General features: G+C 41.1%; 23 protein-coding genes and 1 pseudogene. 8 read left to right on the forward strand and 16 right to left on the reverse strand.

Going from position 1 to position 26,011, the window contains the following annotated elements:
* The first annotated feature begins 253 nt into the window (after positions 1-253).
* Genes FT12353_RS00330 through FT12353_RS00340 form a run of 3 tightly spaced genes read left to right on the forward strand, consistent with a single transcriptional unit; the run spans position 254 to position 3,527 of the window.
* The gene (locus FT12353_RS00330) at positions 254-2,416 is read left to right on the forward strand and encodes a peptide cleavage/export ABC transporter (RefSeq protein WP_203616876.1); all 2,163 of its coding nucleotides are present in this window, start codon (positions 254-256) and stop codon (positions 2,414-2,416) included.
* A gap of 15 nt (positions 2,417-2,431) precedes the next feature.
* A complete protein-coding gene (locus FT12353_RS00335) occupies positions 2,432-3,253 on the forward strand; it encodes a hypothetical protein (RefSeq protein WP_203616879.1) in 822 nt (273 codons plus the stop codon).
* Positions 3,254-3,257: 4 nt separating this feature from the next.
* Entirely contained in the window at positions 3,258-3,527 is a 270-nt protein-coding gene (locus FT12353_RS00340) for a hypothetical protein (protein ID WP_373299288.1), read from the forward strand.
* Between the two features lie 432 nt (positions 3,528-3,959).
* Here FT12353_RS00340 and FT12353_RS00345 read toward each other — a convergent pair whose 3' ends face one another.
* The 3 genes from FT12353_RS00345 to FT12353_RS00355 all read right to left on the reverse strand — a co-directional run bounded on the left by FT12353_RS00345 (position 3,960) and on the right by FT12353_RS00355 (position 6,126).
* Positions 3,960-4,382 (reverse strand): hypothetical protein, encoded by a 423-nt coding sequence (locus FT12353_RS00345; protein WP_203616883.1) that lies wholly within the window; start codon positions 4,380-4,382, stop codon positions 3,960-3,962.
* A gap of 220 nt (positions 4,383-4,602) precedes the next feature.
* Entirely contained in the window at positions 4,603-5,352 is a 750-nt protein-coding gene (locus FT12353_RS00350) for a hypothetical protein (RefSeq protein ID WP_203616892.1), read from the reverse strand.
* A gap of 459 nt (positions 5,353-5,811) precedes the next feature.
* Positions 5,812-6,126, reverse strand: a complete 315-nt coding sequence (locus FT12353_RS00355; RefSeq protein WP_203616894.1) for a SemiSWEET family transporter — start codon at positions 6,124-6,126, stop codon at positions 5,812-5,814.
* A 184-nt stretch (positions 6,127-6,310) separates the two neighbouring features.
* On the opposite strand from FT12353_RS00355, the gene FT12353_RS00360 reads away from it, so the two are divergent.
* Entirely contained in the window at positions 6,311-6,811 is a 501-nt protein-coding gene (locus FT12353_RS00360) for a prolyl-tRNA synthetase associated domain-containing protein (protein ID WP_203616897.1), read from the forward strand.
* A gap of 276 nt (positions 6,812-7,087) precedes the next feature.
* On the opposite strand, the gene FT12353_RS00365 is transcribed toward FT12353_RS00360, so the two are convergent.
* The 4 genes from FT12353_RS00365 to FT12353_RS00380 all read right to left on the reverse strand — a co-directional run bounded on the left by FT12353_RS00365 (position 7,088) and on the right by FT12353_RS00380 (position 9,618).
* Entirely contained in the window at positions 7,088-7,528 is a 441-nt protein-coding gene (locus FT12353_RS00365; protein ID WP_203616900.1) for a helix-turn-helix domain-containing protein, read from the reverse strand.
* A gap of 60 nt (positions 7,529-7,588) precedes the next feature.
* Positions 7,589-8,203, reverse strand: a complete 615-nt coding sequence (ribB, locus tag FT12353_RS00370; RefSeq protein WP_203616904.1) for a 3,4-dihydroxy-2-butanone-4-phosphate synthase — start codon at positions 8,201-8,203, stop codon at positions 7,589-7,591.
* A gap of 253 nt (positions 8,204-8,456) precedes the next feature.
* Positions 8,457-8,765 carry a metal-sulfur cluster assembly factor gene (locus FT12353_RS00375; protein WP_203616906.1) on the reverse strand — a complete coding sequence of 103 codons (309 nt, stop codon included), beginning with the start codon at positions 8,763-8,765 and terminating at the stop codon, positions 8,457-8,459.
* Positions 8,707-9,618: a helix-turn-helix domain-containing protein gene (locus FT12353_RS00380; protein WP_203616909.1), complete on the reverse strand. Its 912-nt coding sequence runs from the start codon at positions 9,616-9,618 to the stop codon at positions 8,707-8,709. Before FT12353_RS00380 ends, FT12353_RS00375 begins: the two co-directional genes overlap by 59 nt.
* A gap of 385 nt (positions 9,619-10,003) precedes the next feature.
* Here FT12353_RS00380 and ilvD point away from each other — a divergent pair, with 385 nt between their 5' ends.
* From ilvD to FT12353_RS00395, 3 genes are read left to right on the forward strand one after another with little or no spacing between them, the layout of a single operon-like run.
* The gene (gene ilvD / locus FT12353_RS00385; protein ID WP_203616911.1) at positions 10,004-11,743 is read left to right on the forward strand and encodes a dihydroxy-acid dehydratase; all 1,740 of its coding nucleotides are present in this window, start codon (positions 10,004-10,006) and stop codon (positions 11,741-11,743) included.
* A gap of 18 nt (positions 11,744-11,761) precedes the next feature.
* Positions 11,762-12,079 (forward strand): metal-sulfur cluster assembly factor, encoded by a 318-nt coding sequence (locus FT12353_RS00390; protein ID WP_059393342.1) that lies wholly within the window; start codon positions 11,762-11,764, stop codon positions 12,077-12,079.
* Positions 12,080-12,099: 20 nt separating this feature from the next.
* Positions 12,100-13,044 carry a bile acid:sodium symporter family protein gene (locus FT12353_RS00395; RefSeq protein ID WP_203616913.1) on the forward strand — a complete coding sequence of 315 codons (945 nt, stop codon included), beginning with the start codon at positions 12,100-12,102 and terminating at the stop codon, positions 13,042-13,044.
* 342 nt (positions 13,045-13,386) lie between these two features.
* Here the strand turns inward: FT12353_RS00395 and FT12353_RS00400 are convergent.
* From FT12353_RS00400 to epsC, 7 genes and pseudogenes are all read right to left on the reverse strand, one after another.
* Positions 13,387-16,030: pseudogene (locus FT12353_RS00400) on the reverse strand (cation-translocating P-type ATPase).
* Between the two features lie 523 nt (positions 16,031-16,553).
* Entirely contained in the window at positions 16,554-16,880 is a 327-nt protein-coding gene (locus FT12353_RS00405; RefSeq protein ID WP_239061159.1) for a GNAT family N-acetyltransferase, read from the reverse strand.
* 126 nt (positions 16,881-17,006) lie between these two features.
* Complete coding sequence (gene rfbB / locus FT12353_RS00410; protein ID WP_203616915.1) at positions 17,007-18,017, reverse strand: dTDP-glucose 4,6-dehydratase; 1,011 nt, start codon at positions 18,015-18,017, stop codon at positions 17,007-17,009.
* Between the two features lie 87 nt (positions 18,018-18,104).
* Positions 18,105-19,634, reverse strand: a complete 1,530-nt coding sequence (locus FT12353_RS00415) for a ClC family H(+)/Cl(-) exchange transporter (RefSeq protein WP_203616917.1) — start codon at positions 19,632-19,634, stop codon at positions 18,105-18,107.
* Positions 19,635-19,745: 111 nt separating this feature from the next.
* Positions 19,746-20,990: a glutamate-5-semialdehyde dehydrogenase gene (locus tag FT12353_RS00420; RefSeq protein ID WP_203616919.1), complete on the reverse strand. Its 1,245-nt coding sequence runs from the start codon at positions 20,988-20,990 to the stop codon at positions 19,746-19,748.
* Entirely contained in the window at positions 20,991-21,776 is a 786-nt protein-coding gene (gene proB, locus FT12353_RS00425; RefSeq protein WP_203616921.1) for a glutamate 5-kinase, read from the reverse strand. It abuts the gene before it with no gap.
* Between the two features lie 359 nt (positions 21,777-22,135).
* Positions 22,136-22,639 carry a serine O-acetyltransferase EpsC gene (gene epsC, locus FT12353_RS00430; RefSeq protein ID WP_059393351.1) on the reverse strand — a complete coding sequence of 168 codons (504 nt, stop codon included), beginning with the start codon at positions 22,637-22,639 and terminating at the stop codon, positions 22,136-22,138.
* Between the two features lie 218 nt (positions 22,640-22,857).
* Between epsC and FT12353_RS00435 the strand changes: the two genes are divergently transcribed.
* Positions 22,858-24,060, forward strand: a complete 1,203-nt coding sequence (locus FT12353_RS00435; protein ID WP_059393352.1) for an ammonium transporter — start codon at positions 22,858-22,860, stop codon at positions 24,058-24,060.
* A 66-nt stretch (positions 24,061-24,126) separates the two neighbouring features.
* Here FT12353_RS00435 and FT12353_RS00440 read toward each other — a convergent pair whose 3' ends face one another.
* Together FT12353_RS00440 and FT12353_RS00445 are read right to left on the reverse strand one after the other, a co-directional pair.
* On the reverse strand, positions 24,127-24,807 hold the full coding sequence (locus FT12353_RS00440) for a type 1 glutamine amidotransferase (protein WP_203616923.1): 681 nt from the start codon (positions 24,805-24,807) through the stop codon (positions 24,127-24,129).
* 122 nt (positions 24,808-24,929) lie between these two features.
* Positions 24,930-25,931: a YeiH family protein gene (locus tag FT12353_RS00445; protein ID WP_203616926.1), complete on the reverse strand. Its 1,002-nt coding sequence runs from the start codon at positions 25,929-25,931 to the stop codon at positions 24,930-24,932.
* Positions 25,932-26,011 lie beyond the last annotated feature (80 nt).

Below are 26,011 nucleotides of genomic sequence, written 5' to 3' on the forward strand. Positions count from 1 at the left end.
ATATAAATAATATATTTATATAGATAATTTATGGGTTTTATCTAGATATTATATATGTTTTTTCACATTATACTCTTTTAATCATCAAAGTTAATTCATTCTTATATCAACGCCAAAAGTTGTTATATTTTAGTTATCTTCTTCAATTATGATAAAATTTTGTGTGTTCATAAACAATAAGGTTTTATCATATTTTTGTTCAACATACATTGCATCTCAACTTAATTCATGCTAACTAAGGAATAAAATAAATATGAAATTCAAATATATATCACAAGTAGACGAAAGAGACTGCGGGACTGCCTGCTTAGCCATGGTTTCAAAGACTTACGGACATAATATCTCCATCGCTAGACTACGTAATTTAGCTAAGACAAACTTGGAAGGGTCTACCGCATTAGGGTTAAAAAAAGCTGCGGAAAAAATCAATTTTGATGTTAAGGCCATCCGAGCTGATATGAGCCTATTTAATAACCCAAAGCAACTGCCATTTCCATTTATCGTTCACATACAAAAACCTGACCATGGCCAATTATTGGAACACTATTATGTCGTCTATAAGGCAACTAAAAACACCATTAAAATTGCCGATCCTGACCCAGATGTAAAAAAAACATCTATGACTTATGAGGAATTTAGCCACCAATGGACTGGCGTTGCCCTCTTTTTTGCTCCAAACCCTGAATTCAAACCAGAATTAGAAAGTACAAATAGTCTAAGCGGACTGTCAACAGTCATTTTCAAACAAAAAGGACTAGTTGCTAATATCGTAGCGGCTTCACTTTTTGTAACTTTAGTTAGTATTGTAGGATCTTACTTTATTCAACTGTTAGTTGACGAATACGTTCCCAATAACATGATGGGCACCCTCTCCATCGTCAGTCTAGGATTGATTTCAGCATATATTTTTCAACAGATAATGACCTATGTACAACAGTACTTGCTCATTATTCTCGGACAACGGTTGTCGATTGACATCATTCTTTCCTACATCAAGCATCTTTTCAAGTTGCCTATGAATTTTTTCTATACTCGACGAGTAGGGAAATTAACTTCTCGTTTTAATGACGCAAATTCTGTCATTGAAGCAGTGGCTTCATCAATTCTTTCCATGCTCATTGACGTAGTCATTGTCATTATCATGGCAATTGTGTTACTCAGCTATAATGCTAACTTGTTCTTGATCACAGCCCTATCAATCCCAGTATATAGTTTAATTGTTTTAGCCTTTGTTAAAACCTTTTCACGTCTAAATCACGAGACCATGCGCTCGGGTGCAGATCTTGAGGCTTCCGTTATTGAGCGCTTAAATGGAATGGAAACGATTAAAGCATTAGGTGCTGAAGCAACAGGTTACGAGGAAATCGATCAAAATTATGTTCGTTTTTTGGAAAACTCTTTTGCTAAAGCACGCATGACTGCCATTCAGGAGGCCTTAAAAGGTACTCTAAAACTCCTTTTTCAAGTAATCGTGTTATGGTACGGTGCTAATTTAGTTGTTCAGGGACGTTTAACGATTGGAGAGTTAATGGCTTATAACGCTCTTTTAGGTTATTTTACCGAACCCTTGCAGTCCATTATTAACCTTCAAAGTAAGATTCAATCTGCCATCGTTGCTGCCCATCGGTTAAGAGAAATATATGCCGTGACATCTGAATTTAAAGACGAGGAAAAGCGCTTAGTCATTGATAGTCATCATCTAACAGTCCAGTTCAAAGATGTTTCTTTTGAGTATCAATATAATCAACCTATCTTTAATCATTTAAAGTTAACCATTCACAACAATGAAAAAATTGCGCTGGTTGGTACTTCTGGTTCAGGTAAATCAACGCTTGTAAAGCTTCTTGTACGCTTCTTTGAGCTAGAGGATAATCATGGGGAAATTACGATTAATGGCCATGATATTCGACACTTTAAAAAAGAGTCTCTTCGAACAACAATCACCTATGTACCACAGGAACCGCATCTTTTTACAGGTACCATTATCGATAATTTAATGCTAGGTGTTAAAAAGCCAATTACGAACGAAGCGATTTTTAAAGCCACTGAAATTGCTGGGATTCGAGAAGATATTGAAAAGATGTCACAGGGATTTAATACTGAAATTACCGATTCAGGAATGCTTTCTGGCGGTCAGCGACAGCGCCTTTCATTAGCACGAGCACTCCTAACGGATTCCAAAATACTTATTCTTGATGAATCAACTAGTAATCTAGATATACTAACTGAAAAGAAAGTAATTGATAACTTATTAGCTTTAACTGATAAAACCATTATTTTTGTGGCCCACCGTTTGACAATTGCAGAGCGTGTTAATCGTTTAGTTATGTTGGAAAATGGAAAAATAGTGGCAGATGGCAAACATTCTGACCTAATTGGAAAAAATGAAGCCTACACAAATCTAGTTCAGAAATAAAGTGAGGGATAAAATTTGATTAATCATAACCAATTAGAAAGTGCCGAGTTTTATCAACGTCGCTATGGGACTTTCACGACTAAACTAATTTGGCCAATTGTTATGGCTATTATTCTGATTTTTGTATTTTTATGTTTTACCAAGAAAGAAATTACAGTCAAATCAATAGGTCAAATTATTCCGCAAACAACATTAACCACGATTCAGTCGGCCAACAACTCAGCCATTATAGAAAATGACTTGAAAGAAAACAAAGTCGTTCATCAAGGTGACACTTTAATTGTGTTCAATGATAAAGATACGTCAATTAATCAGAATAACAATCAACAAAAAATTAATCGAACAAATAGTCGTTTGCAGGCTCTTAACACTTATAAACAAAGTGTTGAGCAAGGAAAAAATCTTTTTACGACGAATGACGAATATGGATACTCAGACCAATATACTGACTATCAAAGTCAGTTAGATGATATTAATTTGTCTAATCAGGAAAACATTGATGACGTTAATCAAAGCGACACTGAACAAAAAAATAAAGACAAAAAAATTAGTCAAAGTAACCAGTCAGCAAATCAAAAAAAACAATCACTGAAATCGAAAACTCTCACTAGTATTAACCAAGAAATTCAAAATCTAAATGATAGTCAAATCGACTTAAAAAGCAACCAAGAATCATTAACGAACACAGCTAACCATGCAATGATTAAATCCCCAACGGATGGGGTCATACATCTAAGAGATGCTACTGAAAAATCGCAATACTTACCAAGTGGCACACATTTATCCTGTTTTGACCAATCAAACAAAGCTTGTAGTAAGCTTTACAGTTCCTGCTAACCAGATGAACAACCTGAAAGATGATCAAAAAATTCGTTTTCAAGCTAATCAAACAGGTCCCAAACCATTTTTGTTAAATGGTGTTATTGAGCACATTGATGACGCACCAATTGAAACAAAACAAGGAAATGTTTACTTAATTCGAGCTAAAATGGCCCTAAAGAATGCAGATTATGATCAAATTCGGTATGGATTAGAAGGTAAAGTATCGGTGATTACTGGTAAAAAGACTTGGATTAACTATATTAAGAGTCTCATATTTAACAATGAATAGAAAAAATGTCATTTTTGATTTTAATTTTTATTCGAGTTAACAATTAAAAGTTGCTTCCCTATATGTTTATGCTGCTAACCAAACCTCCGAAATTGCGAGATCCTATTGTGTAGCTTGTCCAACATAATAACCAGTAGCATAGGATGCGTTATTCCGTCCGCCTATTGTTTCCTTACCTAACATAATAGCTGTTAACAAAAGTAAAAAAGACCAGTCCCACATTTTCGGGGCTGGTCTTTCTTTTATGATAAGCACACTTGCTCAATTCGACCGAAAACAATTGGTCTAGCTCTCATAATCCCAATTTAATCACATGTTAGTTTTGTGAAAAAAGATAAATATTAGAAAATAATGAATAAGCATTTTCTATACAATATATAAACAAAAAGGAACAGGTTAAAACCTGTTCCCTTTTTGTTTATATAAGTTTAATTAACTATTATTGTCTTGCTTAAAAATGAAAGTATTGCTATTATCAAACCCATTTACATAATAAAGAGCAGTAAAATCATGAATTAGATATTCGTCATCATTCAGATCACCTATCGCAGACCCGCTATCAACATGATTAGTATCAGCTGATTCACCGGTCCAACCTTTATTTACACCAATCATCACGTCTTTTGGTGCTTTCATATTTGAAATTTGTTCAGCAGTGAAACCACTGAATAAATTACTCATATCCGGATAAAGCACTTCATCACGAACAGTACTTTTTAAGCCAAAAGCAGTTGGCCGAACATTACCAGCTGTCACCACTGTTGGTGAAGAATTGGGATTTTCTTTTTCAAGCTTTAAAATTACTTTTTTCGTGTTTTCACTAATTGTTTTTCGACTAGGGTCATTTGTAAACAAAACAATAACATTATTGGTTTTGGCTGCCTTTTTTACATCCTCGATGGTCCCAATTTTAAATTGGTCCTTTTTCCATGAATTGATGCTTGATGAAGAATAGTCAGTTTTTTGCGTGTTCTTCGTATTGTGTTACATATAGGAAGCGCCGCCAATCACAATAATGACAGCTCCAAGTACAATCCATAATAGATTTTTCGTTTTCAACATAACTTATTTCCGCTTATTTTTGATGAGCCGACTGATGTGGATCTTTTGAATCTTGTGCCAGTTGCTGCATCGCACGTTGTCTTCTCTGTTTCAGCTGCGCTTGCCGTTGCGCCGCTTTTTGACGAATTCGTTGAACTCGTTCTTCACTTTGCCGTTGCTGGCGTTCCATTTGTTCTAGACGTTGCTGAGTGGAAGGAGTGGAACTGGTACTTTCATTATTTTGATTTCCACCAGTTCCATCTTCAGTTCCCTCAGAGGAACCATTGAAACTTGATAATTTTTCGGCAGTTTCTTGTCCCTTGTTATCACCATTTAACTTGGATGATCTGTCATTTTCATTCGATTGAGTATCAGAAGGCAATTGGCCATTAGACGATGATTGATTTTCTGAATCAGGATCTTGACTAAGTTTATCAGCAGCTTCTTGACCGCGCTTATCATTTGCTGTGTTGCTTGAGTTTCCAGCATCAGCAGATTGACCCTTATCTTCGCCACCCGCTGATCGATTACTGTCAGTGTTAGATTCCTCAGGTGTATCAGCCTTGGATAATTTTTCTGCCGATTCTTGATCCTGCTTCCTGTGATCGACGACTGGCTTATCCGGATTTTCCTTTGGCTGATCATTTTGCCGAGCACGTTCTTGGCGAATCTTACGCTGCTCATTTAATTTAGTAGCTCCAGCACCTGCTAATGCTCCCAATGCAACTCCCGGTGCTGCCATACGGCCCATAAACGAACCTTGACCCTTAGCACCGCCAGCCATCCCAAATCAAAAAAGAGGAAGAATTTTTAAAACAGCATCAAAATCTATGGCGGTGGCCGAAGCCCTTTTTTGCGCTCAAAAATATCATTTGAGTTAACTTATTTATAACCCAGTTACTAAGCGGTGTCAAGTAAAAAAGAAGCAATGAATCAGAAAATAAAAAAGCCTGCTGTGATCAACAACAGGACCGTCTTATTTAAAAAAATGTCTAAACCCAATAATGATTTTCACATAAGCTATATATTGGAAAAATTAGTAAGACGACGCTTCTTTTTTACTCCCTCAAATCCTTTCAGGATGTAATCATTATAATATAGATTTCAAATAAAAGGTAGAATTTTCTCTACTTTTATTGTTCGTTATACACTGATTGGCCTTTATTTACCAGTTTTAGTCAGTTTCAGTTAAAGAAAGAGAAGCCCGGTCAACACGACCGAGCTTCTTTATTTTATATTGATATTAATGGATATAAATCGTTATCACTGTGAACAAGCCAAACAAAACTCCCGGGACGTTCGAAATAATAATTGGCCAATCTTTATACGTTTTAGTCCAGCCATAGCCAGCCCAGAACGATGCATTAATCATCGCTACGAGTGGCTGTAAAACACCGACTGGATGTCCTGAAAAATTGCTAATAATTTGCGGAATATAAGAAACATACATCGCAATACATGTGAATGTGGCAGCTTTACTGAGGAGCTTCAGCTGTTTAACACGTTTTTCAGGGACAGCGTTTTCACCTGTAGGATATTCTGAAGTATCAATTCTCATAAAAATTTCCTTTCTCCATTGTTCATACCTCAAATTATAGCCGTTTTCAGCATACATAGCGAGTAAAAATGAAACAATGTTGCTTTTTATGCAATATTCTTAGCCGTTATTCAAACAATTGCAATGATTAAGCAACTCTTGCTAATGATATAATGTGACCTATATTAAAAACCGAGGTAAAAGCATGAATAAAAGTGAAGTCTTTGAGTATTTGCAGCAAAAAAATGTTTGGCACGAAATTACCGAACACCAAGCGCTATTTAGTATGGATAGCATTGTTGATGTTGATTTACCATACCCTGACGCCGATGCAAAAAATCTTTTTGTCCGTGATGATAAGAAACGAAATTACTATCTGATTACCGTTAAGGGAGATAAAAGAGTTGACTTGAAGGCCTTCCGCAAGGAAAATCAGACTCGCCCATTATCGTTTGCTTCAGAAGAAGATTTGCTAAGATTAATGGGCTTAATTCCTGGCTCGGTTTCTCCCTTTGGTCTCCTGAACGATGAAGACCGCCAGGTCAATTTTTTCCTTGATGAGGAATTTTTAAAAGAACCCGGACTAATCGGGATTCACCCAAATGAAAACACGGCAACGGTCTGGCTGAAAACCCTTAATCTCCTCGAAATGATTCAAGAACATGGGAATGAAGTTACGACTGTCCCTATTCCCGAACGAGAATAATATCATCATAATCCACTTAAAAAGCTGCAACACTGTTTCTGTAAGTAAATATGAACCCCGAAATTTGTTTGTCCAAATCTCGGCGTTCATATCAGCGCTACAGCTTTTTTAGTATTTCATTCTTTTTTTAAGAGACAACTTGATGGTATTGCTCCTGGGCAATTTGTACAATTGGCATCTGTTGTGAACTGTACGTGCCTAATTTTTTACCAATATGTTGGACAAGCCAAGCAGGTAAATAAGGTCTGGCAAGGAGAACTAGGTAAGCATCAAAACTTAGAAACGTTTCGATATCCTAAAATAGCTAAACAATTCTTCATCCGCACGCACGGGTTGACCCAGTCGCAGCATAATAATCGTTTCCAAAACTTGTTCATGACGAAGCAGATGTTCTTTTTGCGCTAAACGAACCATGATTCGTTTCAAAACCCGTTGATCATCAACAAACCGATAAGCTTTTTCAGCCCAATCAATAATGGCAAAACCATCAAAGACATTGGCTTCACCAATGTCTGCCAATGTTAAGCCCATATAACGCAATAATTGAATAGCGGTACTCAAATGGATATCTGTTTGACCACGTTCAAACTTTGAAATCACACTCGTCGATAAACCCGTTGCTTCGGCTAAATCATTGGCAGACATGCCACGAATTTCACGTAATTCACGAATCATGGCACCTAAACGTTGAACCTCCGCAAAGACATCTTTCGACATGGTCCCCCACCCCTTTTTACATTCTCAACTCTACTTTAATCATTCAGCAATCGCTTTTAATTAAGCTTGCTCTCGTAAGTACACTTGCAAATCAGCAATCGAAATCATTGGTAATTGCCACTTTTGGGCCAATTGCACTAAATCAGCCTGACGAGCCATATGACCATCTGGTAAAAGAATTTCGATGATTGCCGCTACAGGTGCGGTTCCAGCTAATTTGGCCAAATCGACACCCGCTTCGGTATGTCCATTACGCTCCAAGACACCTCCGGACTTTGCCACCAATGGGAAGGTGTGACCTGGGTGGACAAAGTCTTTTTCCGTCGCATCATCCTTACTCAATTGGGCAATCGTCCGAGCACGGTCGAAAGCAGAAACACCAGTCGTGACCCCTGTTGATACATGTTCACCATCAACCGAAATTGTAAAGGCGGTCTGATTTGTTTCATGATTATCATCAACCATTTGCCGTAAACCAAATTTCTCGGTCAATTCCGGTGCCATTGGTGCACACAGCAACCCGCGAGCATTGGTAACCATGAAGTTAACCGTTTCAGGCGTAATATTCTCGCCAAGGGCAATCAAATCGCCCTCATTCTCTCGATCTTCGTTGTCCACAACAATGACTGGTTGTCCCTTCTTCAATACTGCCAATGCGTCCGTAATCTTATCCATTTTTTCTTCCTCCTCTGTGCTTAAATGAGTGACTTTATCTTACCCGTTAAAACCCAGCGAACAGAAAAAATTTCCTATAAGAAAAATAAACACTGTAAAAATCAGCCCATATTCTGATAATAGCAAGGATTCAGCCAAGAATTCGTATATAAATAGAAACTTTTGAAACAGAATTATGATAATAAACGTTCAAAAAGCGAACAATTTCTATTGAAAATTATAAAAAAGGCTGACTAAAAAAGCAAATATCCTTTTATAACCCAAGAGCAATTCGGGCATAGGGTGACAGCCGGCCACGGTGCCATGCTGGTTCCCAAGTCAAGACAACCTCGACTTCTTGGATTTCACTCAATAAAAGTAATTGAGCGCGAATATCGTTTTCTAAAATTTTGGTTAACGGGCAGCCTGATGTTGTCAGTGTTAAATCAACGATTGCGCGATTGTCCTGAACAGTTACCTGATTAATCAATCCAAGATTGACGATGTCAATTTTCAATTCTGGATCAATTACCTGAGAAAGAGATGTTGTAATCTTCTTTTGCATTTCTTTTTGATTGGCCATTGCTTACCTCCGCTTTACTCGATTGATAATTTCGAATGGATAACAAAATTAACTGGTTATTATGAATCTTGGCAATAATTCGAGCACTCTCAATCAATTCATCCATAATAATCTGCTGGTAATGATACTGCTTCCCCACCTGGGCAAGTTGCCAATAAAAGTTTTCCAGAAACAGGGTGGTACTATTGATTTTGGCGACGTCTATGCCATCAGCTGCCATTTGAGCGGCAACTGAAAAATTCTGATTTTGTAATTGAAACTCCGCTAACAAATAGAAGATACCCATTTGTAAGCCAACTTGTTGGGAAAAATCAGTCTGATTCTGTTGCTGCGATAACTTGCTAAAAATGCTATTCGCGCGACGCCCATCTTCTTTGAGATGGTAGTAAAACATGGTAGTTGCCTGAAAGAATGCCGCTTGTATGGCCCCTAATTGACGATTGGCTAACTTTTTCTGGATGGCATGTGCCTGTGCAAAGTCTCGCTTTAGAATCACTAAATGAAAATAAGTTAGTAGCCAATAGTCATTTTGTTCATCATGACTAAATTGATTTAAATCAGCTTCGGCTAACAATGTTGCCGACAATTGGCCATCTTGATGAAAGAGTACATGTTGCAGTCGCTTGAGGTATTGTTCATTTTGATTGACCGAATGTGTCCGGCTAACCGGGAAGACATCATCTAAGGTCAAACCGAGACGTTCACATAACTGAACCATAATTTCAAACGTTGGCACACTCTGCTGATTTTCAAACTTGGATAAGGTCGATTGTGTACAGATGTCTTTGCAAAGGTCACTTTGAGAAAGCTTCAGCATTTTTCGCCGTTCAATAAACTTTTCAGTATTGATCATAATTCTCCCCACTATGAAATGAAAAAAGCAGCTAACATCAGTTAGCTGCTTTTTTGAAACCACCTCTAACTGCCTACTCAATTTTTAATTAGTAGGCAATCAACGAAAAATAAACTACTAATTATTAAAAAATAATAGGTAGCTTGACGACAATCACAGTATTCAAAATTAATTCATTCCGATATTCCATTTTATATATCCATTTTCTAATCATTTTATAATTTTAATCTTAATTCGAAACAGTCTAATTTTCAACTTTTGCTACTAATTTCACCCGTAAGCCTATAAAATAGTTATTTTCTTTATATAAAATTAGAATATTTTCTTGTTTCGCCATTCGATTCGATTAGAATTTGATTAAATTCAAGAACAAAAGGAGCAAAACATGAAAGATGAATTTTCTTTTACAGTTACAAGCGATGATTTGAAACAGCGTTCTGATCATATTAAATTAGGGGTCCATCAGGCCCCTGCTCGTTCTCTACTTTATGCGACGGGACAAGTTCAAAATCCCGAGGATATGAAGAAGCCCTTTATTGCCATTTGCAATTCATACGTCGAAATTGTCCCAGGTCATACCCATCTACGGGAATTAGCCGATATTGCGAAAGAAGCAATTCGTGAAGCGGGCGGTATTCCTTTTGAATTTAATACAATCGGTGTTGACGACGGCATCGCGATGGGCCATTCCGGGATGCGCTATTCCCTACCATCACGGGAATTAATTGCTGATTCCGCTGAAACAGTGATTACTGCTCACTGGTTTGATGGCGTTTTTTTCTTGCCAAACTGTGACAAAATCACACCCGGCATGTTGATGGCTTCCCTACGGTGCAACGTCCCTTCGATTTTCGTTTCGGGCGGCCCAATGAAAGCCGGATTGGATGCCAAGGGTAACGCTGCTACCCTTTCAACAATGTTTGAAGCAGTTGGCTCATTTAAATCAGGATTGATGACCAAAGACGAATTCTTGCAAATGGAACAAAACGTTTGTCCAACGTGTGGTTCTTGTGCGGGGATGTTCACAGCTAATTCAATGAACACCTTAATGGAAATGCTTGGGGTTACCCTGCCCTATAACGGAACAGCATTGGCAACCTCAACGGAACGACGTGACCTGATTCGCGAAGGTGCTAAGCAACTAATGCGCTTAGTCAAAGAAAACGTGAAGCCAAAAGATTTGATTACCAAAGAAGCGCTTGACGATGCCATCGCGCTTGATATGGCCATGGGTGGTTCAACAAATACTGTTCTTCATGTTTTAGCAATTGCTCATGAAGCAGGAATTGACTATAACCAAGAAGATATCAATAAAATTACTAAAAAAGTCCCTTATCTAGCCAAAATTGCGCCATCATCCAACTGGTCGATGGAAGATGTTCATCAAGCGGGTGGTATCCCAGCAATCATGAACGAACTTGTCCGCATGGGTAATATTTTACATCCTGATCGCATGACCGTGACTGGGAAAACCATTCGAGAAAACGTGGCTAACCACGAAATTTTAAATGACGAAATTATCAGGCGCTTTGATGTAAATCCTTATTCCAAAGAAGGTGGCATCTCCATCCTCTACGGTAACCTTGCACCGGATGGCGCAGCCATTAAAGCTGGTGGGGTCGATGCCAGTGTCAAACAGTTTACGGGAGAAGCCATTGTGTTCGACTCAGAAGGCGACGCTGTCAAGGCCATTGATGCTGGTCAAATTCATGCCGGTCACGTAGTGGTTATCCGTTATGAAGGACCAAAGGGAGGACCAGGCATGCCCGAAATGCTTGGTCCAACATCCGCTTTAACTGGGATGGGACTCGGAAAAGAAGTTGCCTTGATTACTGATGGGCGTTTTTCCGGAGCAACTCGCGGTATCTCAGTTGGACATATCAGTCCCGAGGCAGCTGATCAAGGGCCAATCGCTTTAATTCATGATGGCGATCAAATTACGATTGATTTGGTTGACCGGTCAATCCACCTACATGTTAGCGATGCAAAATTAGCAGAGCGAAAAACACAATTAAAACCTTTTAAGCCTAAAATCAAGCATGGTTGGATTGCTCGCTACCAAAGTCTTGTGACTTCAGCAAATACCGGTGCTGTCTTAAAGGGAGCTGATGAACTTTTCGGTTAAAGAAACGAGGTGTCCTTCATGGAAACTGAAACAGAAGACCTTAAAAACAGAATGGTCCAGGCGCTTTCAGAAGTAATTGATCCTGAGTTGAAATGTGACATCATCAATCTCGGTTTAGTTTACGGATTATCGATGGATGATCATCATTGCGTAACCGTTCAATTAACACTAACCACAATGGGCTGTCCCTTAACAGAGGTTTTAGAAACCATGATTGAACGTGCCTTAATGAATCTTGTTGAGGTCGAAAAAGTCGTCGTCGAACTCGTTTGGAATCCAGCGTGGAATAAAAACATGATGAGTGACTATGCCAAACTTGTTTTAGGAGTCTATTAACAAAAAAGGAAAGAAAAAATATGCAAAAAGCCAAACAATTATCAGATATAATTAATAAATTTTTTACTCTCTTTGTCCTGCTAATCGTCTTAATTGCTCTCTTTTTACCTAAACCCGGAACACTGATTGCCACAACCAAAGTGGGCAACCTTTCCGCCGTCTCAATCTTATTAATGATTGTTTTGTTTGGCATGGGCATTACATTAACACCAGCTGATTTTAAGCGGGTAGCCCAAAAGCCTGTTCAAGCATTAATGGGGACTGTTGCGCACTACGTTATTATGCCCTTCTTGGCATTCTTGTTAGTACACTTATTTGGTTTAACTGGTGCTGCAGCTGTTGGCGTTATTTTAGTTGGTTCTGCCCCATCCGGAACCGCATCCAACGTCATGTCATTTTTAGCCGGTGGCGACGTTGCATTGGACGTGTCAATTGGCTTGCTTTCAACATTATTGGCACCGTTTATGTTGCCATTGCTGCTCAAAATGTTAGCAGGAAAATGGGTTGATGTGCCCTTCCAGTCAATGTTTTTATCAGCATTTGAAATTGTGGTTATTCCAGTCGCTTTGGGATTGACCGTTCATATGGTCTTTCAAAAGCATGTCCAAAAAATCATCAACGTGATGCCATTAGTTTCGCAAGTAATGATTGTTTTGATTATTCTGGCCGTATTGTCTGCTAATTCAAAAACGATTCTTGCCGTTAGTACACTTGCTTTAATTCCAATTGTTATGTTGCATAATTTATTGGGCTATCTATTTGGTTTTCTGTTTGCCAAACTATTAAAAATGGACACTGCCCAACAGAAGGCCATTACGTTTGAAGTTGGTATGCAAGATTCAGCCCTTGCGTCCACATTAGCAATTTCATTTTTCGAACCTGCTTCCGCCATTTCAGCAGTTATTTTTTCTGTCTGGCACAATATCTCGGGATCCGTTTTAGCCTCCATTTGGAAAAACCATTAAGAGTTCTTCCATTCATTGCAATATAAAAAGTCAAATCCCTTAGACAGAAAAGGCCCGTTGCTTGAGCAACGGGCCTTCTTTTTCACTATTAATAGCTTATGTGCTGCTTTGCTTTACGAAACACCCATACGACCAGACTTAGTCCTGAATAAATCGAGACAAAGATGATAAAGTTCAGCAATAGATTATCCTGAATAGCGGGATAAATCTTTTCAACTTGGTCAATACCAAGAAAACTACCTAAAATAATGAAAATACTGCTAATGGAGAAGCCTCTTTTTCGGCGTTCGGGTCTCGATTTCGCTTGCATACTCATTTACCTTTCGAGTAAGTTGTTAGTCATTAAACCTGAAAGAGCTTGGGACTGATTTTTTTCAAGATTTCTAAGATAATTGTCGGCACAACAGTTAAGAGAACAATCATCAACCAATGGCTAGCTGATAAGCTAACCAAGCCGAAGAGTCCTTGAACACCCGGAATCACCGAAACGGCAATGGTAATCAATGTTGCCAAGATAGCCATGTTCACCAATGATGGGTTGGCACCATAGCGAATTGAAAAGAGCGACTTTTCAGAACGGATATTGAAAACGTGAATAATCGACGTTAATGACAAGACCACGAAGGCCATTGTCTGACCAACTTCTTCTGAAGTGGCGATACCACCCATGGTCACATTTTGACCAAACCAAATGGCACCTAAGGTCACCAAGGCAAAGAGCGATGCGTTTAATGCAATCTGTCGGCCAAGTCCCTGGCTAAACAATGATGCATTTTTCGGCATTGGTGCCTTATCCATCACGTTTGTTAACATCGGTTCACGACTCAAAGCGAATCCTGGCAAACCATCGGCTACAAGGTTGATAAAGAGCAAATGGATTGGGAGTAATGGTGAACCCCAGCCCAAAATCATGGCAATCAAGATGGCGATTAATTCCGAAATGTTAGCAGACAGAAGGAAATTAATGGTCTTACGAACCTTAACATAAACCCCTCGTCCTTCTTCGATGGCACTAATAATCGTTGCGAAATTGTCATCCGTCAGCACAATGTCCGAAGCACCACGGGCAACATCAGTTCCAGTTTGACCCATGGAAATACCAACATTGGCTGCCTTCAGAGCTGGTGCATCATTGACACCATCACCCGTCATGGCAATCGTTGCATCTTGTCGCTGCCATGACTTGATAATTCTGATTTTGTCCGTTGGTGTTACACGAGCATAAACACTATAATCCTTAACATTCTTATCCAATTCAGCATCGGATAATTGAGCCAATTCGGCACCAGTTAAAGTTTTGTCGCCGGGTTGTAAAATCCCGATTTCACGAGCAATGGCACTCGCCGTTTCAACGTGGTCACCGGTAATCATCACCGTCTTAACCCCGGCTTGTCTTGCCTGGGCAACAGCCGCTGCCGTTTCAGGACGTGGTGGATCAATAATACCAACCAAACCGACCAGTTCTAAGTTACTTTCATAAAATTCCTGAGTTGGTTCTTCGGGCAACTGATTAAAGACATGCTTTGTAATGGTCAACACACGCAGTGCCTGACGACCGAACTTTTGGTTAATCTTTTCGGCTTCGGCCACATCACCATTTGCCAACATTGGAGCCAAAACATCAAAGGCTCCCTTAGTGATGGCAATGTAACCACCATCTGGTCGCTGATGAACAGTTGTCATTCGCTTTTTCGTTGAATTAAATGGTACCTGATCAACTACGGGATATTCAGTCAATAAGTCGTCTCGACTCTTAATTGAATCAATGGCCCGTACCAAAGCAACTTCCGTTGGCAAACCATCGAAACGTGTTTCACCGTCTTCATCCTCCGCTACGGCAACGTTCGTTGACATTGCGGCCAGTGACAAAACTTCCTCGGCCTCAGGTGTAATACCATCTGCTGTAGCTGATAACTGATTTTGACCCGCTTGCCAAACCTGACGAACCGTCATCTTGTTTTGCGTCAACGTTCCAGTCTTATCCGACGCGATGACATTCGTTGTTCCCAGCGTTTCAACCGCCGGTAATCGACGAATAATAGCGTGCTTCTTAGCAATTCGCTGAACGCCAAGAGCTAGAGTCATGGTCACGATCACTGGCAGCGTTTCTGGCACAATGGCAACGGCTAAGGAGATGGCTGTTAAGAAGATGTGCTTCAAATCCATTCCTTGCGCAATTCCCAGCGTCAAAACGACAATAGCCGAGATAATGGCCAAATAAGAAATATTACGACCTAATTGAGCCAAACGACGTTGCAATGGTGTCAATGGCGTGCTGTTTTCGTTGTTCAACAGGCTGGCAATCTTACCCATTTCGGTTGCCATTCCGACGGCCGTGACAATGGCAAGGCCATGACCATTAACAACAGTCGTACCACGGTAAACCATCGTTACTCGTTCACCAAGGTCAACGTCCTTGTCTCCCTCAAAAGTAGCATCCGCATCTTTTTCAACGGGTAAACTTTCACCAGTTAATGCAGACTCTTCTGTCTGCAATTCAACAGCTTCAATTAAACGCGCATCAGCGGCGATGGATCGTCCGTTTTCTAAGAGCAAAATATCGCCGACAACAACGTCATCCGAATCAATTAATTCCGGCTGACCGTCACGCAGAACCTTAACCTGGCTCTTATTCAAATCCTTCAAGGCGGCTAAAGAGCTCTCCGCCTTTCCTTCTTGGAAAATGGACAATGCTGAGTTGATGACCACAATCCCAATCACCAACAGACTTTCGAAGTAATTATTACTTCCTTCCAAATAAGTGGCGACAAAGGAAATCCCGGCCGCAATCAGCAAAATGATAGTTGCCACATCCTTTAAACTAAGCAAAATTTTCTTAGCTAATGATGTCTTTTTTTTCAGCAACGAAAACGTTTTTCCCGTGTTCTTGCCGGCTTTTCTCGACCTGATTTTCCGAAAGCCCTTGGTCCGGTTTTGTCCCAAGAGCCTTGAGTGTTGCTTGAACTCCTTTTTGGAATGCTTGCATGAGTATTCCTTTCAATGGTTCATGAGAAGGTATCACACCAGAGATGGTCTCCTGGCCACGGCACGTCTTCTCTTGCGTGACCGTGTTGGCAGTTGCATACTACTCAAAGTTCGGCGCCGACAATAAAGTGGTGTAAGTCCCCGAATTTTGAAATCGTGTCTCTTCATAGATAAAAAGCGAACATTTTCGGCTAATCGTTTGCGATTAACATGTAGGTTTTTAGCTAATTGGAATACTGGCACAATTAACTGTCAAAATTAATATTCAGATATGTATGAAAGTACGACGCCATTAGAGTGAATAAAAGTATTCTTAAACTAATAAGTATGACTAATATTATTGTAGCATACTTATAACAATTTTTGTAAGTTTTAAAGGATAAAATAATTTTTTCTAATAAAAAACACTATTAAATCAGCGATTATATACTTTAATTAGAATAATATTGATTAAAAAACACCTATACCAATTTTGGAAGGCGTTTACCAATCGAACATTCCGTCTTGCTTTACGGAATAGACCGTCAATCACTCACTAAGACAAATTTCTTTTGCGTTTTCACTTCTTCAAAGCCAAGATGTCGATAAAAGGCATGGGCATCTTGACGATTGGCACCAGAATTAAGGCGAATAGTGTGAATATTTCGGCTTTTGCCCGCCTCCTCTAACCACTTAATTAAAGCCGAGCCAATTCCTTGCCCCTGTACTGACTGGTTGACCGCTAATGCCAAAATATTCAAAGCGGAATCAACATAAATTTCCTGGTAAACTTCGGCATGAAGATAACCTAAAACCTTGTGCTGTGGGTTTTCGGCAACGGCTAGTAGATGATGACGTTGATCTTCAAGCACTTGCAATAACTGATTTTTCGCCTTCTAAATTGGGTAATCATAACCCAACTCATTTGTATTGAGCGTATGAAGGGCAGCCAAGTCAAGCAGCGTAGCCTCACGAATAAAAAATTTTTCAGCCATTTTTCACCGACGTCCTTCCTGAAGGTACTTAACTTCGACAATCGAGTGCGCTTTTTGCCACCAATTCTGATGAGTCTGGTACCAGGCAATCGTTTCTTCTAAACCGGCATCAAAATCAGTGAAGACCGGGTGCCAGTCAAGGGCTGCCATCGTCCGGCTAGCATCCAAGGCATAACGTTGATCATGACCTGGACGGTCAGCAACATGCGAAATATTCGACGGATCTTGGCCAAGCTGATCCATGATTTTTTGCACAACTGCTAAATTACTCAACTGACAATTAGCCGAAAAAAGGTATGTTTGACCACTTTTCCCTCTTTCCAAGACAGCTAACAGGCCTCGAACGTGATCCGTCACGTGCAACCAATCACGCACCTGCTTCCCCGAACCAAATACTTGGGGCTTTTCATCACTCATGACAGTAGCAATTGTCCGTGGAATTAGCTTTTCGACATATTGATAAGGGCCATAATTATTCGACGAGTTTGAAATCGTGGCTTGAATACCAAAAGACCGGATCCAAGCTCGAACCAGGTGGTCAGAGCCTGCCTTGGTTGCCGAATATGGTGACGAAGGTTGATAACGAGACTCTTCTTGAAAAGTCGCCGTTGAATCAATCGGTAGATCACCAAAGACTTCATCAGTGGAAACGTGATGGTAAAAGACACGGTATTTACGAACTGCTTCCAGCAACGTATAGGTACCAATAATATTTGTATCCAAAAATGGCCTTGGGTCAGCTAACGAATTATCATTATGGCTTTCCGCCGCAAAGTTCATCACGACATCGACAGTCTGAACCAGCTGATCAACCAGTGGCGCGTCACAAATATCGCCAACCACTACATGCAGTCGTTCAGTTGATAAATCGGCTATATTATCTAAATTTCTGGCGTAAGTTAACTTATCTAAAACCGTGATTTCGACTTTCTGATCGTGCTTCAGCAGATAACGAACGAAGTTAGCGCCAATAAAGCCAGCGCCTCCCGTTACGAGTTTTTTTTGATAACGCATGACCCCTCTCCTCTTTGCTGATTTTAAAAAATATTATAACAAAAGGGCCCCCTCAGCAAGCACTGAATTGAACCCTTTTCAATATTTTTACATTTTTAATAGAAGCGATGCGCGAACCTTTTTGGATTCGGCTTGTGCCGTCCGAACATAAATGATATCTCCCGGCCGTAAAATCAGGTCTCCAGCTGGTAGTAAGCTTTGATTTCCCCGCTTCACCATCGTAATTAAGCTTTGACTGAGCCAGTCAATATCGCGAATTTCACGGTCCTCTAAAACTGTACCGGCCAAAACTGGCACTTCCAAGGTAATCAACTGCTGGTCACCATCCTCTTCCTGATTTTGCAAAAGACGGTTCAGCAAGGATTCATAGATTGGTGCACCGTTGCACAAGTCGACCACTAGGTAAGCAACTAAGCTGACAAAGGCCAACGGCAAAACATGGGTTACGGAACCGACCATCTCAATAATCAGGATGATGGCAGTAAAAGGCGCCTTCCCGATAGCCGCAAAATAAGCAGCCATACCGATAACCGCAAAATCAATGAGATAAGACGCAGACAGCCAACCAAAAATAACAAAAATCTGACCAATGATGGCACCATTTAAGGCACCAAGCGTCAAAATTGGTAAAAAGATGCCTCCAGGAAGACCCGAACCGTAACTAATCATCGAGAAGATAAAGCGAACTAGCACCATGGCCAATAAAATTTTGATACCTGGAACGTGGTGACCAAGCGCTAAGACTAAATTATTACCTCCACCAAGGCCATCTGACCAAAAAAGACCTAACGGAATAACCAGCATTAGTGGAATCAGGCCGTTCAGATATTTTGGTAGGTGTGTCCATTGATAAATCTTCTGGCTGGCCAAGAGCGTTTTTTGATACAGAAAGCCAAGTAAACCGAGAACGAGTCCCAAGATCAATAGAAGGCCATAGAGGCGGACTGGAATAATTGGTAATTGTCCAACTGCCAAAACAGGTGTCTGGCCAAAGACAATCGTGGAAATTGCATCGGCAATCACAGAACCAGCCAATGCCCCCAGCCAGATAACTGGTGAGAAACTATGGTAAATTTCTTCCAAAACAAACATCACACCAGCTAACGGTGCATTAAAGGCAGCAGCCAAACCAGATGCCGCACCGGCCGCAATCAATGACTTTTTTTGACTATGATCAACCTTGATGGTTTCAGCAACCCCTTGTCCGACGGCAGCACCAAGTTGAATCGAGGGTCCTTCGCGTCCCAACATCAGGCCCGAACCAATAGCTAAAATACCGGCAACAAATTTCCGCCATAGAATCGAAAAACAATTTAAATGCAGTTGATCCATCAACTGCCCTTCAACCTGTGGAATCCCGGAACCCGCGATATTGGGTTCCTTTTTCACTAACAGCGCGACAATCACGCCGATTACTAAATTAATAAGAACAACGAGGACAAGCATTGACCAGTGACCGTTTTTAATGTACGTATACATATCACGCCACCACGAAAGCGAGTGTTCAATGCTCATTCGAAAAACGGACACCACAATCCCGGTTAAAACACCAACCAAAGCCCCGTTAATAATGACCATCAATCGATTTGTATTAAAATGAAAGGTATTTTTTTGCATATTTTTAGTTTACACCTTTTTATTCTAAAATCGTAACAGAAAACAAAAATAGTTCAAAAAGATTGATAACTTTTTGAACTATTTAATAAGAAATTGTCTGGATGTTTGATTTTAATGGCGCGTTTGACCATCGCCAAAAACTTCGTACTTAATAGTCGTTAACGCTGGCAAGCCCATTGGACCACGAGCGTGCAACTTTTGCGTGGAGATCCCAATTTCGGCACCAAAGCCAAATTCAAAGCCGTCCGTAAAGCGGCTTGAAACATTTTGGTACACCACCGCTGCATCCACTCGGTTCATAAAATCAGCGACATGCTGTGAATTTTTTCCAAGGATAGTTTCGGAATGATGCGTGGTATGCGCATTAATCCAATCAATGGCAGCATCGATATCGGTCACAACCTTAATCGCCATGATTAAGTCATTGTATTCCGTATCCCAATCAATTGGTGTTGCTAATGAGAGACGGCCATCAATAGCCACAGCCTGGTCGTCGCCGCGTAGTTCAACACCAGCTTCAATCAAGGCCGAAGCCACCTTCGGCAAGAATTCAGCGGCAATTTTTTCATGAATCAGTAGCTTTTCGGCGGCGTTGCAGACAGCGGGCTTTTGCGTTTTTGCATTGACAATCACTTCGATTGCCTGATCCTGGTCGGCATCTTCATCCACAAAGATGTGCGTGTTGCCTGCCCCAGTTTCAATCACTGGTACGGTAGCATTCGTCACCACAAAGTCAATAAAGCTACCAGAACCACGAGGAATTAAGACGTCCACGTATTGACGAAGATGGAGCAATTCGTTAACGGAATCATGTGTGGTATCGGTGATTAATTGAATAATATTAGGATTCAATTGATGGTCCGTCAGTACGGAACGGAGCACCTGCGCCAAGGCAATATTGGAATGGATTGCTTCTTTACCACCACGTAAAATCACGGCGTTACCTGATTTAAACGTCAAAGCAGCGGCGTCCACTGTCACATTTGGTCGGGCCTCATAGACCATCGCTACCACTCCAAGTGGAACAGTTTTCTTGATGATTTTGAATCCAGATGGGTGTTCCCAGTTTTCGTAAGGACCGGCCAACGGATCATCCAAGTCTGCTACGGCTGCCAAGGAAGTAGCGATGCCTTCAATCGTCGCATCATCAAGCGTTAGGCGATTGCGCATTGGGCCAGAAAGCGCTGTCGCGTTTTCTAAATCCGTTTGGTTTGCCACCATAATAGCTGACTTTTGTTCCCGCAAGGCTTCAGCCATTGACAATAAAATTTGGTTGCGGTCTTGTATTGATAATTGCGCAACAACTTGTGCTGCTTCTTTGGCCTGTTGGCCAATTTTTTCAACTGTTGTCATCATCTATTCCTCAAAAAGTGTCCCAATTTCTTCTCCTGCAATCACAGCAAGGATATTGGCCGGGTCATTCCCATTCACCAAGGCCATTTTTTGACCATTTTTCATCGTTAAATCAGCTGCCGCTAACTTCGTGCTCATGCCACCAGTTCCCAAACCGGAAGTTGAACCCGTTGCACTAAGCCAAATTGTTTCCGTAATCGCTTCCACTCGGTGAATCGGCTTGGCATTTTGATCAATATTTGGGTTAGCCGTATAAAGTGCATCAACATCACTCAAAATAATTAAGCCATCGGCTTGAATTTGCTTCGCAACTAATGCGGCTAAGCGGTCGTTATCACCAAACGAGTGTTGGTGATCCAACTCGTCAACGGCAATCACATCGTTTTCGTTAATAATCGGAATCACACCCTGGTCAAAAAGTGTCTCAATGGCATTTGTAGTATTTTCTAGCATGACTGGGTTATCAAAGACATCATAAGTCAAAAGAACCTGCCCAACCTGCTGCTGATAGAAGGCAAAGCTTTGGTGGTACAAAGACATTAAATACCCCTGCCCAATGGCAGCGAGCGCCTGTTGCTTTGGAATTTCCTTTGGCCGCTGGTGCAAATTCATCTGGTTCAAAGCGACTCCAATGGCACCTGAGGTCACCAATAGCACCTGGTGACCATCCTTTTGCAAGGTCGATAGTGTTTGAGCTAAACGGTTCACAACCGGGTATTTGATTTGCCCATCCAGGTCCACAATGGTACTTGTTCCAACTTTTACAACGATTTTCTGCCAGTCTGCCATGCACTTTTTCCTTCATTAAGTTTATTCTATTATAGCAAGAAAACAGGATAGTAGCGCAATAAAAAGAAGCTACGATTGTTTTCAAATGAATAACGAGGAACACTGCTTGTTTCGACAGGAATTAACTTTTTTAGCAATCAATATAAACTAAATCAGATTCTAATCAAGTAATCTGAAAGCAACAAAAAAAGCAAAGTTAACTTTGCTTTTTTTCTATACATAATTTAGTTTCAATCAATTCAAAAACAGCATACTCAACACAGCTAAATTTGCCAAAAATGCTCAAGTACTTATGAAAACCCTATTGTCTGCTCTAGGCAACTAGTCGGTTTTCAAAAAATAAATTTAGCTGATTTTCATCAATTAACCACACGGGCAGGAATGCCGACAACCGTTTGACCAGCAAGAATGTCTTGCAAAACAACGGCATTGGCACCGACTTTACTATCTTGACCAATATGGATGTTCCCAATCACCTTGGCACCAGCACCGATTAAGACTCGGTCGCCAATGGTTGGATGACGCCGTACGCCATCCTTAACAGCGCAACGAGCGCCTAAGGTGACGCCCTGGTAAATTGTCACGTCGTCACCAATCACAGTTTCTTCACCAATCACAACGTTGACACCGTGGTCAATCACCAAGTTTTTACCAATTGTTGCGCCGGGATGAATATCAATCCCGGTTTTTCTCTTACTATGGGTCGCAAGTAGCTGAGCCAAAAATGGGTGGCCATGCGTCCAGAGATAATGGCTTTTGCGATAAGCCCTGACCGCCTTATAACCAGTATGGAAAAGCAAAACCTGGTAGCGGTGCTGTAAAGCAGGATCACGTCGAATAAAATCATCAGCAGTGTCAAACATGAGTTCTCCTTATTGATAAAAACCCTGGCGTATTCGGTCACCAGGTCAGCAATTCATCGCGTTTCCCGAATATTTACTGACGAATATACCCCCCTTTGCCTAACAAGGCATATAATCTTTGTCAGGAAAGCTACCAAATTTAAATTGGTACAGTTATAACAAGCGGTATGATAAGACCTGTAATAAATAGCAGGGAAACAGTACTTGGAGGAATTCACATGGATAGTGGAAGTATTGCTTGGGTCCTGACATCAGCCGTTTTGGTTTGGATCATGACCCCAGGTTTGGGATTGTTTTACGCAGGATTAGGCGACAAGAAAAACTTGTTGCATACGGTTGGTATATCAGTATTGCTGATTGGTCTAGCCACAGTAGTCTGGGCATTGTTAGGTTATAGCTTATCCTTTGGTGGATCTGGTTCCTTTATTGGAAACCTACATTACTTGGGACTGAACCACGTCTCCCTTTCAGGGTCTACTCGCGGTTTGAACATTCCAGATGGTGCCTTTGCCATCTTCCAGGGAATGTTCCCAATTATCACCATTACCATCATCACTGGTTCAGTGGTTGGGCGGATGCGGTTGAAGTCAATGTTAACTTTCCTAACATTATGGTTGATTTTCATTTATGCTCCCCTCGCCCACATGGTTTGGGATAATGGTTTCTTAGCTAAGTTAGGTGCCATTGACTTCGCTGGTGGTACTGTTGTTCACATCTCATCTGGTGTCACAGGTTTGGTATTGGCTTTGATTCTCGGCCCACGTAACGACCAAAAGCCACACCAAACAAATCCAATCTTTGTCTTAGTTGGTGGCTTCTTACTTTGGGTTGGTTGGTTTGGATTCAACTCTGGTTCAGCTTTAGCTGCCAACAACCAAGCCATTGTGGCATTGCTTAATTCATGGGTAGCTTCATCAGCAGCTGTTCTTTCATGGGGAGTGATTGCTTACCAGATTCAAAAGAAGGTCACACTCGATGGATTGGTAACGGGTGCCTTAGCTGGTTTGGTCGCAATTACGCCAGCAGCTGGTTACGTTCAACCATGGGCTGCTATTGTGATGGGCTTGATTGCTGGCGTCCTTGGTTTTGTCAGCATAACAACAATTAAGAACTTCTTCGGTTACGACGACACATTGGATGCCTTTGGTATTCACGGAATTGGTGGTACCGTTGGCGCTCTTCTGACCGGTGTCTTCGCTGATAAGAACTTGCCGGGTAGTGCCGCTGGTTTAATTTCTGGCCACTGGGACTTGCTTGGTCATCAAGCAATCGCCGTTTTGGTAACACTGGCTTTGGTCATTATTGGAACACTAGTTTTGGCTGGCGTTACCCGAGTGATTGCTGGCCCATTACGTGTAAGCGATGCTGATGAAAGCACTGGTTACGACAAATTGATCCACCTACTCGTTATTAAAGACTAAGTCAATTAAATCAATGCACAATAAAAGGACTGTCATCAATGACAGCCCTTTTATTTTTGCCTAAATTTAATTTGTTTGGTCAACTAAATAGTCCAACAGCAAGAACATGATTCCCTGATTGTTGCTTGGAACACCGTGAGCTAAAATATCAGCACCTGTTTGGTGCAAAGCGTTTTTAGAATCATTGGCGTACTCGCCATCATTGGCAACCATTTCTCGGACGTTGTCCGCCTCCGGTTCAAAGTGGAACTGTAATCCTAAAACATTTCCAAGAACAAATCCCTGATTTTTGACTAAATCAGTACTGAACAACAGCTCCGACTGGTCAGGTACAGTAAACATCTGTTCATGCCAATGAAGCGCTTCCACTTTCTCTGGTAAGCCTGGAATACGATCACTAACTCGCTTAACCGGTGCCCAACCGACTTCTTTATAAGGAGCATCGAGAACCGCTCCCCCAAGAACCTTGGCAATTTGTTGAGCGCCAAAACAGGCCCCAAAAATCGGCTTATGCTGGGCCATTAATTGTGCAATTAACGACCGTTCTTTAGCAATCCAAGGCAAGTCATCATTAGGACTCATTGGCCCACCCAAAATAACTAAGAAATCGACATCCTCCGCCTTTGGCAAGACATCTTGAAAATGAGCTGGGTGGTGAACGGTCATCTCATAACCGTGTTCCTGCGACCAACGAGCAATACTCCCTGGTCCTTCGTTTGGTGTATGTTGCAAAACATGAATGCGCATCAAAAAAGCCTCCTTTTTTCGACGGCAATTTGATACGGGTTTCGCCTGCATATGCCCTTAATACGGTTATTTTAACACAAAAAAGTCCTGACGGTTAACTCAGGACTTTTTTCAACGAATATTTAGAAGAACAAATGAATCAAAACAACAGCGAGCAAAACTTGAACAGCGCCGACCAAGAAACCAAAACTGAGGAACTTGACGCCACTCTTTTTGATAACTGACCACTTCAAGTTCAAGCCAATGGCCGCCAAGTTGACCACGCCGAAGAAAGTTGACACCGTGTGGCTAAACTGGTGGATTGGAGCTGGCAAAGCCATGATTGAGTTCACTACCAGTAAGATGGCAAAGACGATGATGTACCAAGGTAAAATCGTAATTTTAGCCTTTTCGTCCTCTTCGACCGCCTCTTTTGCATTTTGCCGCTTAGCGATATAAGCAAACAAAACAACTACAAAGACCAACATAATGACCCGCAACAGCTTAAACAGCGTTGCAAAGGTCACAACGTTTGAGTTAATCAAGGAAGCTGTTCCAACAACCTGACCAACGGACTGAACAGTGCCACCAACTAGGGCCCCGCGCAATAGATCATTATTACCAAATAAGAAGTGTGACAAACTTGGTAGTGTCAGCAAAAGCAGCATTCCGGTCAAGGAAACGGTTGCGACCGCTGTTCGGCGATCATCATCCTTGGCCTTGATAACGGGCGCAACAGCGGCAATGGCACTTGAACCACAGACAGCATTCCCCGCCCCCATCAGCATGGTACTGTTATCATCAACCTTGAACAGATACTTCCCCAACAAGAAGACAATCCCAATCACCAAGATCATATTAATAATGATAAAGACAATCCCATTCAATCCTAATTTGGAAAGCGTTTTAAAGGTCAAAGTCGACCCCAGCAGAGCAATCCCAATCTCAATTGGATATTTTTCTGACCATTTAACCCCAGCACCATACTGGTCACCAGCAAAAATAGTGTTTCCCAACAAAATCCCAATAATCATGGCCAAACTTTCGGCTCCCAATTGCGGTAAATATTTACTCAAAAATTGGGCAAAAAGCGAAACCACGACTGCCAGGACAATCCCGACAACATGCTTCTTCTCGATTCTCATCAGACAATCATTCCTTCTTTCGTTAGCATTTTAACAAAAAATATTACCTCCCCATTAAACACCTAACCAGGGGGGCTTCG

Origin of the sequence: Fructobacillus tropaeoli, from assembly GCF_016860625.1 — a bacterium.
Taxonomy (GTDB): Bacteria; Bacillota; Bacilli; order Lactobacillales; family Lactobacillaceae; genus Fructobacillus; species Fructobacillus tropaeoli.